The organism is Pseudoalteromonas sp. RB2-MNA-CIBAN-0110, assembly GCF_040309305.1.
Lineage (GTDB): Bacteria > Pseudomonadota > Gammaproteobacteria > Enterobacterales > Alteromonadaceae > Pseudoalteromonas > Pseudoalteromonas arctica.
Genome location: NZ_JBEOOQ010000003.1, coordinates 236169 through 252066, shown reverse-complemented (window position 1 = coordinate 252066; position 15898 = coordinate 236169). Strand labels below are relative to the sequence as shown.

Annotated in this window: 14 protein-coding genes and 1 pseudogene; 14 read left to right on the top strand and 1 reads right to left on the bottom strand. The window is 41.1% G+C overall.

Annotated elements, in window-relative coordinates; genetic code table 11:
* Nucleotides 1-189: 189 nt before the first annotated feature.
* The 9 genes and pseudogenes from fabF to AAEY68_RS03715 all read left to right on the top strand — a co-directional run bounded on the left by fabF (nucleotide 190) and on the right by AAEY68_RS03715 (nucleotide 6697).
* A complete protein-coding gene (gene fabF, locus AAEY68_RS03755) occupies nucleotides 190-1428 on the top strand; it encodes a beta-ketoacyl-ACP synthase II (RefSeq protein WP_007585731.1) in 1239 nt (412 codons plus the stop codon).
* A 59-nt stretch (nucleotides 1429-1487) separates the two neighbouring features.
* Entirely contained in the window at nucleotides 1488-2303 is an 816-nt protein-coding gene (gene pabC / locus AAEY68_RS03750) for an aminodeoxychorismate lyase (RefSeq protein WP_350585498.1), read from the top strand.
* Nucleotides 2297-3283, top strand: a complete 987-nt coding sequence (gene mltG, locus AAEY68_RS03745) for an endolytic transglycosylase MltG (RefSeq protein ID WP_350585497.1) — start codon at nucleotides 2297-2299, stop codon at nucleotides 3281-3283. The genes pabC and mltG overlap by 7 nt, the downstream gene beginning before the upstream one ends.
* A gap of 5 nt (nucleotides 3284-3288) precedes the next feature.
* Nucleotides 3289-3915, top strand: coding sequence for a dTMP kinase (tmk, locus tag AAEY68_RS03740; RefSeq protein ID WP_007585737.1), 627 nt, complete (start codon nucleotides 3289-3291; stop codon nucleotides 3913-3915).
* Between the two features lies 1 nt (nucleotide 3916).
* Nucleotides 3917-4831, top strand: coding sequence for a DNA polymerase III subunit (locus AAEY68_RS03735; RefSeq protein ID WP_024590369.1), 915 nt, complete (start codon nucleotides 3917-3919; stop codon nucleotides 4829-4831).
* Nucleotides 4832-4842: 11 nt separating this feature from the next.
* Nucleotides 4843-5169, top strand: coding sequence for a PilZ domain-containing protein (locus tag AAEY68_RS03730; protein ID WP_002962367.1), 327 nt, complete (start codon nucleotides 4843-4845; stop codon nucleotides 5167-5169).
* A 115-nt stretch (nucleotides 5170-5284) separates the two neighbouring features.
* Nucleotides 5285-6064, top strand: coding sequence for a TatD family hydrolase (locus AAEY68_RS03725; RefSeq protein ID WP_350585495.1), 780 nt, complete (start codon nucleotides 5285-5287; stop codon nucleotides 6062-6064).
* A 4-nt stretch (nucleotides 6065-6068) separates the two neighbouring features.
* Nucleotides 6069-6530: pseudogene (locus tag AAEY68_RS03720) on the top strand (metallophosphatase); the annotation flags it as partial.
* Between the two features lie 8 nt (nucleotides 6531-6538).
* The gene (locus AAEY68_RS03715) at nucleotides 6539-6697 is read left to right on the top strand and encodes a hypothetical protein (RefSeq protein WP_350585494.1); all 159 of its coding nucleotides are present in this window, start codon (nucleotides 6539-6541) and stop codon (nucleotides 6695-6697) included.
* 304 nt (nucleotides 6698-7001) lie between these two features.
* On the opposite strand, the gene rsmF is transcribed toward AAEY68_RS03715, so the two are convergent.
* The gene (gene rsmF, locus AAEY68_RS03710; RefSeq protein WP_350585493.1) at nucleotides 7002-8453 is read right to left on the bottom strand and encodes a 16S rRNA (cytosine(1407)-C(5))-methyltransferase RsmF; all 1452 of its coding nucleotides are present in this window, start codon (nucleotides 8451-8453) and stop codon (nucleotides 7002-7004) included.
* A gap of 265 nt (nucleotides 8454-8718) precedes the next feature.
* Here rsmF and AAEY68_RS03705 point away from each other — a divergent pair, with 265 nt between their 5' ends.
* The 5 genes from AAEY68_RS03705 (at nucleotide 8719) to prpF (ending at nucleotide 15463) form a co-directional block, all read left to right on the top strand.
* Nucleotides 8719-9411: a GntR family transcriptional regulator gene (locus AAEY68_RS03705; RefSeq protein WP_350585492.1), complete on the top strand. Its 693-nt coding sequence runs from the start codon at nucleotides 8719-8721 to the stop codon at nucleotides 9409-9411.
* Nucleotides 9412-9508: 97 nt separating this feature from the next.
* On the top strand, nucleotides 9509-10387 hold the full coding sequence (gene prpB / locus AAEY68_RS03700) for a methylisocitrate lyase (RefSeq protein ID WP_002962361.1): 879 nt from the start codon (nucleotides 9509-9511) through the stop codon (nucleotides 10385-10387).
* Nucleotides 10388-10422: 35 nt separating this feature from the next.
* Entirely contained in the window at nucleotides 10423-11547 is a 1125-nt protein-coding gene (gene prpC / locus AAEY68_RS03695) for a bifunctional 2-methylcitrate synthase/citrate synthase (RefSeq protein ID WP_350585490.1), read from the top strand.
* Nucleotides 11548-11675: 128 nt separating this feature from the next.
* Nucleotides 11676-14285: a Fe/S-dependent 2-methylisocitrate dehydratase AcnD gene (gene acnD, locus AAEY68_RS03690; RefSeq protein WP_350585489.1), complete on the top strand. Its 2610-nt coding sequence runs from the start codon at nucleotides 11676-11678 to the stop codon at nucleotides 14283-14285.
* An 11-nt stretch (nucleotides 14286-14296) separates the two neighbouring features.
* Entirely contained in the window at nucleotides 14297-15463 is a 1167-nt protein-coding gene (prpF, locus tag AAEY68_RS03685; RefSeq protein ID WP_121954221.1) for a 2-methylaconitate cis-trans isomerase PrpF, read from the top strand.
* Nucleotides 15464-15898 lie beyond the last annotated feature (435 nt).

Below are 15898 nucleotides of genomic sequence, written 5' to 3'. Positions count from 1 at the left end.
CTGCCTTTAATTTTTTATATCCAAACCACCTCAAAGTTCGTGATTCAAAACTTAAATCTCTATGCTCAATTTTAGCTAAAAATTAATTTTGATTGTGTTATGCGTTTTTAATCTATTTTGGGACTAGCACTTTGAGGTAGCTTGGGTATGATCATCCCCTTGTAAAATATCCCTTATTGGAGGCAAACCGTGGCTAAACGTCGAGTCGTCGTAACTGGCTTAGGAATGTTGACGCCGCTAGGTAATGATGTTCAATCAACCTGGCAAGGCTTATTAGATGGTAAAAGTGGCATTCAAACAATAACGCACTTTGATACATCAAAATTTGGTACTAAATTCGCTGGTTTAATAAATGATTTTGATGCAACTGCATACATGTCAGCGAAAGATACTAAAAAAATGGACTTGTTTATTCAGTACGGCATTGCAGCGGGTGTTCAAGCCTTTAAAGATTCAGGCCTTGAAATCACTGAGCAAAACGCAGCACGCATTGGTGTAGCTGTAGGTTCAGGTATTGGTGGGCTTACGTTAATTGAAGAAAACCACATTAAGCTATTAAATAGTGGTCCGCGCAAGTTATCGCCATTTTATGTGCCGTCTACCATTATTAATATGATCTCAGGTCATTTATCAATGATGCATGGACTTCGTGGTCCAAATATTTCAATTGTAACTGCCTGTACTACTGGTTTGCATAATATTGGCCATGCTGCGCGCATGATTGCCTACGGTGATGCAGATGCAATGGTTGCTGGCGGTGCAGAAAAAGCGTGTACCCCAATTGGTATGGGTGGCTTTAATGCTGCGCGTGCACTTTCAACACGTAACGACGATCCACAAGCGGCTTCTCGCCCTTGGGATAAAGACCGCGATGGCTTTGTGCTTTCTGATGGTGCGGGTGTTGTTGTAGTTGAAGAGTACGAACATGCTAAAGCGCGTGGCGCTAAAATTTATGCTGAGCTAGTAGGCTTTGGTATGAGCGGCGACGCGTATCACATGACATCACCACCAGAAGATGGTGCGGGTGCTGCACTTGCAATGCAAAACGCACTAAACGATGCGCAAGTAAACGCTGAGCAAATTGGTTACATTAACGCACACGGTACATCTACAAATGCAGGCGATAAAGCAGAAACTGCCGCTGTTAAGTCTATTTTTGGTAATGCAGCTAAAGATGTAATGGTAGGCTCGTCTAAATCGATGATGGGTCACTTGTTAGGTGCTGCAGGTTCAGTTGAATCGATTATTTCGATTTTATCACTGACAGATCAAAAAGTGTCGCCAACTATCAACCTTGATAACCCAGACGAAGGGTGTGACTTAGATTATATTGCTCACACTGCACGTGATGCAAAGTTAGACTTTGCACTGTGTAACTCGTTCGGTTTTGGTGGTACTAATGGCTCGTTGCTATTTAAAAAGGTATAATCTTTTTTAACAACGAATCAAATTATAAGAGCTCAGTTGTTTAACTGGGCTTTTTTTATATGCCAAACAAAATGCAAACAATAATAGCAGTAGATCAAAACAGCACTTTAAGCACGCGTGACAGGGGCTTAAATTACGGTGATGGCTTTTTTACAACCGCTAAGGTTGTTGATAGGCAAGTACAGTATTGGGCTCATCATAAAGCGCGTTTGATTGAATGCGCACAGCGTTTGGGTTTTCCTGAGTTAGACTTTAATAGCCTTGAAAATCAAATTGCTTTGCATATAAACGCTGCACCACTAAACGTGCTTAAAATACTTGTAACGCGAGGCGAAGGCGGACGTGGTTATGGGCTGCCAAGTGAGTGTAATGTCACTATTTTATTGAGCGTGTTGGACTACCCTAGTAATTACGAAGCGCTTGTTAAAAAGGGTGTAAATCTCGAAATAAGCCCGATTAAATTAGCGGCACAGCCTTATTTAGCGGGCCTTAAAACATTAAATCGACTTGAACAAGTGCTAATTAAAAAAGCGATGCAAACGCAAAACTGTGACGATGTGTTAGTGCTCGATTACAATAACAATGTAATTGAAGCTTCAGCAGCTAATATTTTTGCGATTAAAAATAAGTGTGTGTTTACGCCATTGCTTGATGAGTGCGGAATAAAGGGCGTTTATCTACAATCGTTATGTGATAAATTGCCTGTTGAATTTAAACGCGTGAAAGTAGAAGATTTAACCCAAGCAGACGCCGTATTTGTGTGTAATAGCTTAATGGGAGCAGTACCTGTTAAACGTATTGAGCAACAGGTATTTAATACAGACGACAGCCACGCATTACTAACTAAATTATTAGCCAAGGAGGCTGAGTGTTAAAAGTTATTTTATCGGTACTTTTTTTAGCTGTTATAACCACTGCTATTGGTTACCAGCAATTACAAGCAACAATAAATAGCCCGCTAAAAGTAGCGCAAAACACACAATTTGAAGTTAAGCATGGCACTGGCTTTAATAAGTTATGTCAGCAGTGGCAAGCTAATAACTGGGTGGAAGGCTGCTGGCGTTATCAAGTAATTGCCAAATTAGATCCCACACTCACCGACTTAAAAGCGGGACTTTACGAGCTAACAGCCGATAGCGTTATTAATAACGTAAAAAAAATTAACCAAGGCCAGCAAATTAGTTTTAGTTTTACCATAATTGAAGGGCAAAACTTACGTGAAGTACTAAGTGCTATTAAAAAAGCTGATAATTTACAAAACGATTTAAAAACTGACGAACTAAGTACACAAATACTGGGTAATAATACGCACTTAGAAGGTTGGTTATTCCCCGACACTTACCATTATCATAATAACGATACTGCAAGCAGTGTTTTAAAACGTGCAGCGCAAAAAATGCAGCAAACGTTAGATGACGCTTGGCAGCAGCGCGCTGTTAATCTGCCCTACAAAACAGCATACGAAGCACTTATAATGGCTTCAATTATTGAAAAAGAAACAGGCCTTGCCAGCGAGCGTCCGTTAATTGCATCAGCGTTTGTTAATCGATTAAACACCAATATGCGCCTACAGACCGATCCAACCGTAATATACGGATTAGGCGCTGATTTTGATGGCGATATTAAACGCAAAGATTTACGCGATTATACGCCTTACAATACGTATCGTATTAATGGTTTACCACCAACACCGATTGCAATGCCATCAAAAGCCGCTATTTTAGCTGCAGTTAATCCGCCACAAAGTGAATACGTTTACTTTGTATCAAAAGGCGATGGTAGTCACCAGTTTTCAACCACGTTAAAGCAGCATAACGCGGCAGTTAAAACGTATATATTAAATAAAAAGAATTAATTTTTATGAAATCAAAATTTATAGTAATAGAAGGGCTAGAAGGCGCGGGTAAATCAACCGCTATTTCGTTATGCCAAGACTTTTTAAACAAACAAAAAATAGACTTCATTAACGTCCGCGAACCTGGCGGCACACCGCTTGCTGAATCGCTTCGTACGCTTGTAAAAGCAGAGCATGAAGAAGAAATTGCCTTTGAAACCGAGTTGCTTATTATGTACGCAGCTCGCTCGCAGCTAATGCACAATGTTATTACCCCAGCGCTTGATAAAGGCCAATGGGTACTTGCCGATCGTCATGATTTATCGTCTCAGGCGTATCAAGGTGGTGGGCGTGGTATTAGCTCAAATACATTAGCTTCACTTTCGTCAATGGTATTAAAGGGCTTAAAGCCTGATTTAACTATTTACCTTGATATTGATCCAGTGATAGGCCTTGAACGTGCAAAAGGGCGTGGTGAGCTTGACCGTATTGAACAAGAAGCTATTGAGTTTTTTCAGCGTACACGTATGCGTTATGTTGAACTTGCTAATGACGACAATACAATTAAAACGGTTGATGCAAACCAAAGTATTGATAAAGTACATCGCGATATAACCAATGTACTGCATTCATTTTTTGAAGGCCTAAAATAATATGCCATTGCCGTGGCTACATGATACTCAAGCACGTTTAGCGCAAAGTTATCGCGCAGAGCGTTTTCATCATGCGCAATTATTTTGTGGGCCTGTTGGCGTAGGTAAATTTGAGTTAAGTGATGAGCTTGGTAATGCTTTGTTATGCCAAAATATAGCTAAGCAGGTAGCTGCGCAAAACAGTATGCTAAAACCTTGCGGGCATTGTAAAAGCTGTTTACTTACTCTTGCGGGTACTCATCCCGACAAGCGTTTAACGCAAGTTGATGGGCAAAGCATAGGCGTAGATGATATACGCGGCATTAGTGATTTTATGAATCACTCAGCAGCGCAAAATGGTAATAAAGTCGCGATAATCGAAAATTGCGAAAAAATGACCACAGCAGCAGCTAACGCATTATTAAAAACACTTGAAGAGCCAACTAATAGCCGCTTTTTAATACTAACTACAAGTCAACCAGCACAGCTCCCTGCAACTATTTTAAGTCGATGCGCTAAAAGTGACGTAAAAATAACAAATACAGCACTTGCTCAGCAATGGCTAGAAACATTAGATATACCTAACTATAGTTGGCTAGCACTTTTTTATAACCAACCGCTGCAAGTAAAGCATTGGCAACAGCAAGACCAGCTAAAAAATATTGATACACTTTATAAGTTTGCAACTGAGTTTAAACAAAGCCATAATTTCAAAGCGTTAGTCGATATAATAAATAAACAGCCTGAACTTGTTCGCATATTTACTTTATTTTTAAGCGTGCAATTAAAGCAGCAATTACTGCAAGGCATGAGTTTTGACGCTTATCAAAGTGCGCAAAATGCATTAGGCGAGTTTTTACAAAATAACACACAAGTACTTGGCCTTAATTTACCGCTTGCTGTATCACGATTAGCATACACATTGCGAAATTCTTAAAAGGATTAATCATGCAAGAACTACTAGTAGACATAGACGATTTAGACGAGTTATACCGTTGTTATATGCCTTACTTAAAAAAAGGTGGCTTATTTGTACGTACTAATATGCGTTACGAAGCAGGGCATTCATTAGCGCTTAGAGTTACCTTGCCCGATGCCTTAGAAGATGATGTAGTAACAGGTAAAGTGTCGTGGATCACGCCACAAGGGGCACAAAGCTCTAACCCTCCAGGTATTGGTATTAGCTTTTTAGACGATAAAACAAACCTAAACGCTAAAATCGAAAAGCTACTTGGGACTATGTTAAACTCAGGCGATCAAACATATACCATGTAGTTATAGGGTCGGTTTTTCATTGAGATTAACGCCGCCCTATATTGGGTTCTTTTAATTATTAACATAATAAATTAAACGAACAAATTTAAACCCTGAACATAATACAGGCCTTATAGTGATTGTAGATTCTCATTGCCATTTAGATCGTCTTGATTTTGATAAACTAGACTTAAACCTTGACCAAGTTCTTGATAAAGCGCGTGCAAAGCAAATAGAGCACTTTTTATGTGTAAGCGTAACGCTTGATCAGTTTCCAAGCATGCTTGATAAAATTAAGCATTACGACGATGTATCAGCCTCATGCGGTGTACATCCACTTGATCAAAAAGACGCCCTTAATAAACAGCAACTAATCGACTTAGCCTCACACGAAAAAGTCGTCGCTATTGGTGAAACGGGTCTTGATTACTACTATTCAAAAGATACTCACGCAGTGCAGCAAGCCAGCTTTGTTGGGCATATTGAAGTGGCTAACGAATTACAAAAACCGTTAATTATTCATACTCGTGATGCCCGCGCCGACACCATTAATTTAATGCGTGAGCACAAAGCCGAGAACTGCGGTGGTGTATTACATTGCTTTACCGAAGATTGGGGTATGGCTAAAAAAGCCATAGACATGGGCTTTTATATTTCTATTTCGGGCATTGTTACCTTTAAAAATGCTATTGAACTAAAAGAAGTAGTAAAGCAAATACCGCTAGATAGATTACTAATAGAAACCGACTCGCCTTATTTAGCGCCGGTACCGTACCGTGGGCAAACTAATCAGCCGGCATACGTAGAAGATGTTGCTTATTACATTAGCGAACTTAAAGGCATTAGCTTTAATGAACTTGCTAAAGCGACTACCGAGAACTTTTATTCTTTATTTAAATTAGCAGCTAAAGGCTAAATACATGATTACTCACACGGCAAACCTTCCTATTTTACTAATGGGGCCAATGGTGCGCCGTGCAGATCAAACTGGAGTCTGCATTCAGTTTGCTACCTCCAAGCCTGCAAATTGCCAAATTACACTTATAAATCATGAATGTTATAGCGATCAACACACTGTTTCTTTAGGCGAACATTTATACCTGCATTTCGTCATTATAAAGCTAATAGACAACAAACTCCCTGTCGATAGCTTATTAAGCTATAAGCTTGTAATTGACGATACAGCAATGGATTTATCCCCTTGGTGCTATAGCAATCAAACAACGCCTGCATTTGTAATCCCCAATAAACTCAGTGATATTTTGCATGGCTCGTGCCGTAATGCACATCATCCAGCAAAAGACAGCTTAGTGTCCGCAAGTCACTGGCAAAACACTCAGCGCGGTAATAATAACCAAGGCGCACAATTGTTATTACTAAACGCTGGCATATGGAAGTAGATAAACACCAAACTAAAGGTGAAGGGCAAAAATACTTAGTAAGCGACTCAGCTATTAGTTTAATAACACTAGAGCAAGGAAATTTAGCCCGCTATCAACTCATACATGGTGAAGGGCATTTAACTGAGTTTGATTTAGAAGAACAGTAAGTTGCTCATCTACAAGTCAATTGTAGATGAGCACTCTTGGTAAGGCGTTTGAAAAAGTAAGAAATAGTACTGTCTATAGAAGAAACTGCAAATAAAAACGCCCAAAGGCTTATAAAAACCTCTGGGCTATAAAGTGACTCTAAATTGAGCCTAGCGTTAACTAAAAACTTTCTGGTTCGTTAGGGAGAAGAAGAAAGTACTTAAAACTATAGTAAAGGTACTCAATAAAGCATAACTAATTTTGCCACCTGGTTACATTTGATAACAAAGGATTAGATTAATTATGTGTAATTTGTACTTTAGTTTAACTCCAGCTTATTAACTGTGTGTTTTGTACTAGATCGCGTGGTAGTGAATTTTTAATCTTATTTTTTTGCCATTTCCCCAGCCCAATAGGGCAACCACACAGCGTTAATACTACTTCACCTATTGTTTGAGTTGCCTCAGCTAAGCGTATATCTTTACCTTGAAAATAATCATTTGCTTGCTCGTTATTTAACGCGTAAATATTCGTTTTGCACTCGTTGCCAAACACAGTAGCAAACTCGTGGGTTAGCCTTACGCCGTTTTTATGGATGATGCCAATTTGAATACCTAAACGTGCGTACTTAATTTTATTTTGCACAGCTTCAAACCCTTGTGGAAATAACCACAGCTCTTTGTCGCGTTGCATTAAATTGCCTGGCAAGGTGGTTATCCCAAAGTGTTTTTTAAGTGATTGCATGAACGCGACGCTTTGTTTTTTATCAAACTCGTTAAACGGGAATGCACCTTTTTTAACAGTTTGATTTGGGTTATCGCAACTCGCGTGTTTTTTAAATTTAGCGATAAAAAAGCCTTCGCTATCGAATGTTTGCGGCCATACATGTAAATAGCCTTCACTTGTGGTGGCTTTGCTTGCACCTTCAAATAAATCACTGAGTGACTCAGGCGCAATATAGTCACCAAACTCACTCAGTAAATAATCACACACTTGTTGGTTTTCGAGCGGGGTAAGTGTGCAGGTTGAATACACTAATGTGCCACCTGGCTTTAATGCATAAAAAGCGCTCTTAATTAAGTCTTTTTGTACTTGGGCTATTTGAATGTTTGATTCTATTGACCAATTTTTAAGTGCGTCGGCGTCTTTACGTACTGTGCCTTCGCCAGAGCATGGCGCGTCTAGCAATATGCTATCAAAGCATTCAAACATGTAGTTGCCAAATATAACGCCATCAAAATGCGAGAGCGCACAGTTACCTACTCCCATACGTTTGAGTGTTGCGCTGAGTACCTTTAAACGAGATGACGATAGCTCATTTGCAACAAGCACGCCTTGGTTATCCATAAGTGCTGCAAGTTGTGATGTTTTAGAACCCGGTGCTGATGCCATATCAAGCACGGTGTTATTTTGAGAGTCTGCGAGTTTAATACTTTGCTTTAATGCGATAGGGGGCAGCATTGAACTTGCTTCTTGCACGTACATAGCCCCGCTTAGATGTAAGTCGGTATTACCAAGGGCTAGGTTTTGCTCTTCATCGTTTGGGCGCTCTAACCAAAAGCCTTCACTGCACCATGGGATTGGGGTTAGCAGCCAATTTTTTTCAGTGGCACGTTTTACAAATTCTTCAATGCTAATTTTTAAAGTATTAACGCGGATAGATTTTCTGAGTGGTCTGCGACACGCATTTAAAAAGTCATCTAAGTTTAGATGCGCTGGTAAATAGGTTTTTACGTCATCAATAAAGTGCTCAGGAATAAAAGTGTTGGCGTTCACGCGTTAGCTCATACTATAAAAATAAAGCGCGATAATAGCATTTATGCGAGGTGTTTTCAGCGTTAAAAAGCGTTACATCTGATTTATTACGCTGTCGACACTTCAGTGTTTTAATCCATTATAAAACCATTTCTATGTGACGTTAGGTTAATAGTGTCGACAATGAGTGTGTTTTTTAGTCGTTTTGATAGGTTTAAGGGTTGACATATTTTTTTAATAAGCCCATAGTGACCACATGAATTGTCGACAATCTAAAAAATAACTTATGACACACACATTTTTAAACGAAGCGCCTATAACTACCGCATCAGATCAAGTATTTGTAGATATGCGCCGTGAGATTGTTGAAGGCAGTATAGTTCAAGGCAGTAAAATATCAGAGCCTGAGCTTGCTAAACGTTATGGTGTAAGCCGTGCAACGCTTAGAGAGGCGTTAAATCGCTTAGAAAGTTGCTACCTTGTTGAGCGTAAAGCTAACGTAGGTTGTCGCGTAGTTGCCCTTACCGCTGAGCGTTTGATTGAAGTTTATCAAGTTCGCAGCTCGCTTGAAGGTTTAGCATGCAGGCTTGCTGCCGACAATATGGAACCCGAAGAAGTAAAAGGCTTAAAGCAATTACTTAATCAGCACCTACAAACACAACGTGTTAAAGAAGGCGAATCTTATTATCAAGAAGCCGGCGATTTAGATTTTCATTACCGTATTATTCAAGGCAGTAAAAACGCGCATTTAATTCATTTACTGTGTAATGATCTCTATCAATTAATACGCATGTACCGTGTACAAATGGGCATGGTGGGGCCGCGTGTATCAAAAGCGTTTGATGAGCATTTAGCTATTATTAACGCCATTGAAAACCACGACGGCGAACTGGCCGAAATGCTTATGAAGCGCCACATCAGCGCATCGCAAGCAAATATTCAAACCAAATTTGATTTATTAGCTAAGCAGAAAGCATAAGCTGTTAAAAGCTAGCAAGAGCAGTTAAACAGTCATAATTACAGATTAAAACTATAAGTTACTCCACGTAGCAACCGTTCAAAGTGAGGAGAAAGTAATGTCAGCAGGATTAAAATTTAAACACGCTATTGCCAATAACCGCCCGTTACAAGTAGTAGGTACTATTAACGCCTACACAGCGATGATGGCTGAAAAAATGGGTCACCAAGCTATTTACCTCTCAGGTGCCGGTGTTGCAAACGCCTCGTTTGGTATGCCTGATTTGGGTATGACGAGCCTTGATAACGTGCTTGAAGATATTCGCCGTATTACAGGTGCTAGCGATTTACCACTACTTGTTGATGCCGATACCGGTTGGGGTGGGGCGTTTAACATTGCACGCACAGTAAAAGAAATGACTAAAGCCGGTGCGGCGGGTTTTCATATAGAAGACCAAGTAGCGCAAAAGCGCTGTGGTCATCGCCCTAATAAAGAAATTGTAAGCCAAGGTGAAATGGTTGACCGCATTAAAGCGGCGGTTGATGCAAAAACCGATAGCGATTTTTATATTATGGCGCGTACCGATGCATTTCAAAAAGAAGGTTTAAACGCCGCGATAGACCGTGCAGCTGCCTGTGTTGAAGCCGGTGCTGACGCTATTTTTGCAGAAGCCGTACACGACCTTGCTGATTACCAAGCATTTGCAAAAGCGATTAACGTTCCAATTTTGGCAAACATTACTGAGTTTGGCCAAACACCTATTTACACAAAAGAGCAGTTAAGCGATGTAGGCGTTGAAATGGTGCTTTACCCACTAAGTGCATTTAGAGCCATGAACAAAGCAGCATTAAACGTGTATTCAGCAATTTTAAATGAAGGCTCACAACAAAGCCAAATCGAAAATATGCAAACGCGTTCTGAGCTTTACGACTTTTTAGATTACCACACGTACGAGAACACACTCGACACCCTTTTTTCATCAAAATCTGACAAATAATAAAATCACACACAAATTTAAGATAGGAGAAGATCATGGTAGATAAAGCATTAGGCGGCGCGGGTTTACGCGGACAAGTGGCTGGTCAAACAGCATTGTGTACTGTAGGGCAAAGTGGTTCTGGTTTAACGTATTGTGGTTACGATATTAGCGAACTGGCCGAAAAAGCGCAGTTTGAAGAAGTCTCATTTTTGCTTTCTCGTGGTGAGTTACCAACCACTAGCGAATTGGCTGAGTATAAAGCAAAGTTAAAAAGCTTACGCGGCTTACCCGATGCGCTTAAAACCGTGCTCGAAAATATTCCTAAAGACGCGCATCCAATGGATGTAATGCGCACAGGCTGCTCAATGTTGGGTAACCTTGAAACAGAGCTTGATTTTAGCCAAGCCAATGATGCAATCGACCGTATGGTAGCTGTGTTCCCAAGTATTATTTGCTACTGGTACCGCTTTACACACGATGGCGTAAGCATTGAAACACAAACAGATGACGACTCTGTAGGTGCACACTTTTTAACGCTATTACACGATAAAGCACCTAGCGAGTTATTTGCACAAGTGATGAATGTATCGCTAATTTTATACGCAGAGCACGAGTTTAATGCCTCTACCTTTACAGGCCGTGTATGTGCTTCAACTTTATCTGATATTCACTCTTGCGTAACAGGTGCGATTGGCACGCTGCGTGGTCCATTACATGGTGGTGCTAACGAAGCAGCTATGGATATGATTCAAGGTTTTACAAGTGCTGAACATGCTGAGCAAGAAGTAATGGGCATGCTTGAGCGTAAAGACAAAATTATGGGCTTTGGTCACGCGATTTATCGCGAGTCTGATCCTCGCAATGTAATTATTAAAAAATGGTCTGAAAAACTAGCGGCAGAGGTGGGCGATACCGTGCTTTACCCTGTGTCTGTTCGTTGTGAGGAGATTATGTGGCGCGAGAAAAAACTGTTTTGTAACGCCGATTTTTTCCATGCATCTGCTTATCACTTTATGGATATTCCGACTAAATTATTTACGCCAATATTTGTAATGAGCCGCGTTACTGGTTGGACTGCGCATGTAAAAGAGCAACGCGCTAACAACCGTATTATTCGCCCAAGTGCCGATTACACAGGGCCTGACGCACGCAGTTACACACCAATAGAGTCACGTTAAAAATGGGTGAGCACGCATGTGCTCACTTTTTTATTGCACATAGCCACTAGCGAGCAGTTTTTCTCAAACTTTTTATTAAACACGCTAGCTGTGAGCAAACACCGTCACCAAATTAGCGAACCCTTACCATGACCATAATTAATAATACCCAATACCGTAAACTTTTACCGGGCTCAAATGTAGACTACTACGATACGCAAGAAGCCGTAGATGCAATTAAGCCAGGTGCATACGCCACACTACCTTATACATCGCGTGTATTTGCCGAAAACCTAGTACGCCGATGCGACCCTGCCATGTTAACCGATGCACTTAATCAGCTAATTGAGCGCAAGCAAGATTTAGATTTTCCGTGGTATCCGGCGCGGGTAGTATGTCACGATATTTTAGGGCAAACAGCGCTTGTTGATTTAGCAGGTTTGCGTGATGCAATTGCAGCCAAAGGCGGCGATCCGGCAAAAGTGAATCCTGTGGTACCCACGCAGTTAATAGTGGATCATTCGTTAGCGGTAGAGCATGCCGGTTTTGATCCTGACGCATTTAAAAAAAACCGCGCCATTGAAGACAGACGCAATGATGACCGTTTTCACTTTATCAACTGGACAAAAACTGCCTTTAAAAATATTGACGTTATTCCACCGGGTAACGGCATTATGCATCAAATTAACCTTGAAAAAATGTCGCCGGTTATTCAAAACCGAGATGGCATTGCATTCCCAGATACACTAGTAGGTACCGACAGCCACACGCCACATGTTGATGCGCTGGGCGTTATTGCTGTGGGCGTAGGTGGGCTTGAAGCTGAAAGCGTGATGCTTGGTCGTGCTTCTTATATTCGCCTACCTGATATTGTCGGTGTTGAGCTAACAGGTAAGCGCCAACCCGGTATTACCGCAACCGATATTGTGTTGGCTATTACTGAATTTTTACGTGAGCAACGTGTTGTTTCTACTTATTTAGAGTTTTACGGTGAAGGTGCCGACGCACTTACTCTTGGCGACAGAGCAACCATTTCGAACATGACGCCTGAATTTGGCGCAACTGCAGCCATGTTTTATATCGATGATAAAACAATAGATTACTTGCGTTTAACAGGCCGTGAAGAAGAACAAATTGCCCTTGTAGAAAACTACGCAAAAACAGCAGGCCTTTGGAGCGATAGCTTAAAAACCGCAAAATATGAGCGTGTGCTTAAGTTTGATTTATCAAGCGTGGGGCGCAATATTGCGGGTCCATCTAATCCACACCGCCGCGTATCGACAAGCGATTTAGCTAAAGAAGGTATTTCGGGTGTTGTTGAAAATGAAGAAGGCTTAATGCCAGACGGCGCATGTATTATTGCCGCGATTACTAGCTGTACTAATACTAGTAATCCACGCAATGTAATTGCCGCTGCACTCCTTGCCCGTAACGCAAATGCTAAGGGTTTAATGCGCAAACCTTGGGTTAAAACCTCATTAGCACCAGGCTCAAAAGCAGTGCAATCATACCTTGAAGATGCAAACCTACTAACAGAGCTTGAGCAACTTGGCTTTGGCATTGTTGGTTTTGCGTGTACTACCTGTAATGGTATGAGCGGGGCGCTTGACCCTGTTATTCAAAAAGAAGTAATCGATCGCGATTTATACACTACAGCGGTGCTTTCGGGCAATCGTAACTTTGATGGACGAATTCACCCTTATGCTAAGCAAGCATTTTTAGCGTCACCTCCTTTAGTTGTTGCGTACGCCATTGCAGGTACTATTCGCTTTGATATTGAAAAAGGGATACTAGGGCAAGATCAAGAAGGCAACGATATTACGCTTAAAGATTTATGGCCGTCTGACGAAGAGATTGATGCAGTAATTAAGCAAAGCGTTAAGCCAGAGCAATTTAGAAAAGTGTACGAGCCAATGTTTAATTTAACCGTAGATTACGGTGAAGATAACGACCCACTTTACTACTGGCGCCCAGAAAGTACGTACATTCGTCGCCCTCCTTATTGGGAAGGTGCACTTGCGGGTGAGCGCACAATGACCGGTATGCGTGCGCTTGCTGTACTTGGCGATAACATTACAACGGATCATTTATCGCCATCAAACGCAATTATGGCAAGCAGCGCTGCTGGCGAATACCTGACCAAAATGAACGTCCCAGAGGAAGACTACAACTCGTACGCAACGCACCGGGGCGATCATTTAACAGCGCAGCGCGCAACCTTTGCCAATCCAAAACTACTTAATGAAATGGTACTGGATGAAAACGGCAACGTTAAACAAGGTTCTTACGCACGCTTAGAACCACAAGGCACTAATACCCGTATGTGGGAAGCAATCGAAGCCTACATGGAGCGTAAACAACCGCTTATTATTGTAGCCGGTGCCGATTACGGCCAAGGTTCGTCGCGCGATTGGGCTGCAAAAGGCGTAAGACTTGCAGGCGTTGAAGTAATAGCAGCTGAGGGCTTTGAGCGTATTCACCGCACTAACCTAATTGGTATGGGTGTTTTACCGCTTGAGTTTAAAGCAGGCACAACGCGTAAAACTCTACAGCTGGATGGCAGCGAAACGTACGATGTAGCAGGCGATTTAAAACCAGGTGCCACCGTTAATTTAAGTATTACTCGTAAAGACGGTGAAGTACTCACTGTGCCTATGAAGTGCCGTATCGATACCCAAGAAGAGCTTTCTATTTACGCGGCTGGTGGTGTGTTACAACGCTTTGCACAAGACTTTTTAGAAGCAGCACAATCTGCATAAGGGCAAGCATTATGTTTAAACCGCAAATTAAAGTGCCTGCAACCTATATGCGTGGCGGCACCAGTAAAGGTGTGTTTTTTAATTTAACTGATTTGCCAAAGCCTGCTCAAGTAGCAGGCGAGGCGCGGGATAATTTATTACTGCGTGTTATTGGCAGCCCCGATCCGTATGCTAAGCAAACGGATGGCATGGGTGGTGCTACATCAAGTACCAGTAAAACTGTAATTTTAAGTAAAAGTGAGCAAACTGACCACGATGTAGATTATTTATTTGGTCAAGTGGCGATAGATAAACCTTTTGTAGATTGGAGCGGTAACTGCGGCAACTTAACCTCAGCAGTGGGTGCTTTTGCCATTAGTAATGGTTTGGTCGATAAAAGCAGAGTACCCGATAACGGTGTTGCTATCGTGCGTGTGTGGCAGGCTAATATTAAAAAAAGCATATTAGTGCATGTCCCCATGACAAATGGCGAAGTACAAGAAACCGGCGACTTTGAGCTCGATGGCGTTACATTTGCAGCAGCTGAAGTAAAACTTGAATTTATTGACCCCGCTGATGGCGATGGCGCGTTATTTCCAACTGGTAATGTAGTTGATGATTTAGAAGTACCGGGTGTTGGTACTTTAAAAGCAACAATGATAAATGCAGGTATTCCTACCATATTTATTAACGCCACTGATATTGGTTATACCGGCACAGAGCTGCAAGACGATATAAATAACGATGTTGCAGCGCTTGAAAAGCTTGAAACCATTCGTGCTTATGGCGCTGTTAAAATGGGTTTAATCACTAACATTAGTGAAGCGCAAGCTCGCCAACATACGCCTAAAGTTGCGTTTGTTGCAGCGCCTTTAGATTATACAGCGTCTAGCGGTAAGCTTATTGAGGCTGCAAATATTAACTTACTCGTGCGCGCTATGTCGATGGGTAAGCTGCATCATGCCATGATGGGCACAGCTGCGGTTGCTATTGGCACTGCTGCCGCGATTGAAGGCACACTCGTTAATATAGCCGCAGGTGGCGGTGTATTGAGTGAAGTTAACTTTGGTCACCCGTCAGGTACGCTAAAAGTAGGTGCTGAAGCTAAAAATAATGCAGGCAACTGGCTAGTTACCAAAGCAAGTATGAGCCGAAGTGCACGGGTATTAATGGAAGGGGTTGTAAGAGTCCCTCAGTAATTACTAAACATTTACTTTAGGTAAGTAAACAAGTTTTATAAACGTTTGCTTAGCTAAAGTAAAACCTACTAACATTCATTATAAACAATCCTTTTTCATTAATTTTTCGAATTATCCTCTTTTTTAGCTCTCATCCATCGCATTTACTTGAAGAATATAATTAACAAACTAGATTGTATGTAATATTCATTTAATAAAGTGAATATATTGTATCAATATGTGCTGGTTCTTTATGAGTGTCTATAGGTTATTGAATAATAGAGATGCTGATAAAGAAGTAGCTCATAGAATAAAGATAAATACTTCTATAAAACGTATAAATATGTAGCATAACTATATAGCTTAATGGTATTTTTAATGTTCTGGTAACAAAGGTTATGATTGTGTACTTTTTTAATGCTTTTTAAACATAAAAGCTTACACAAGCCACTATCA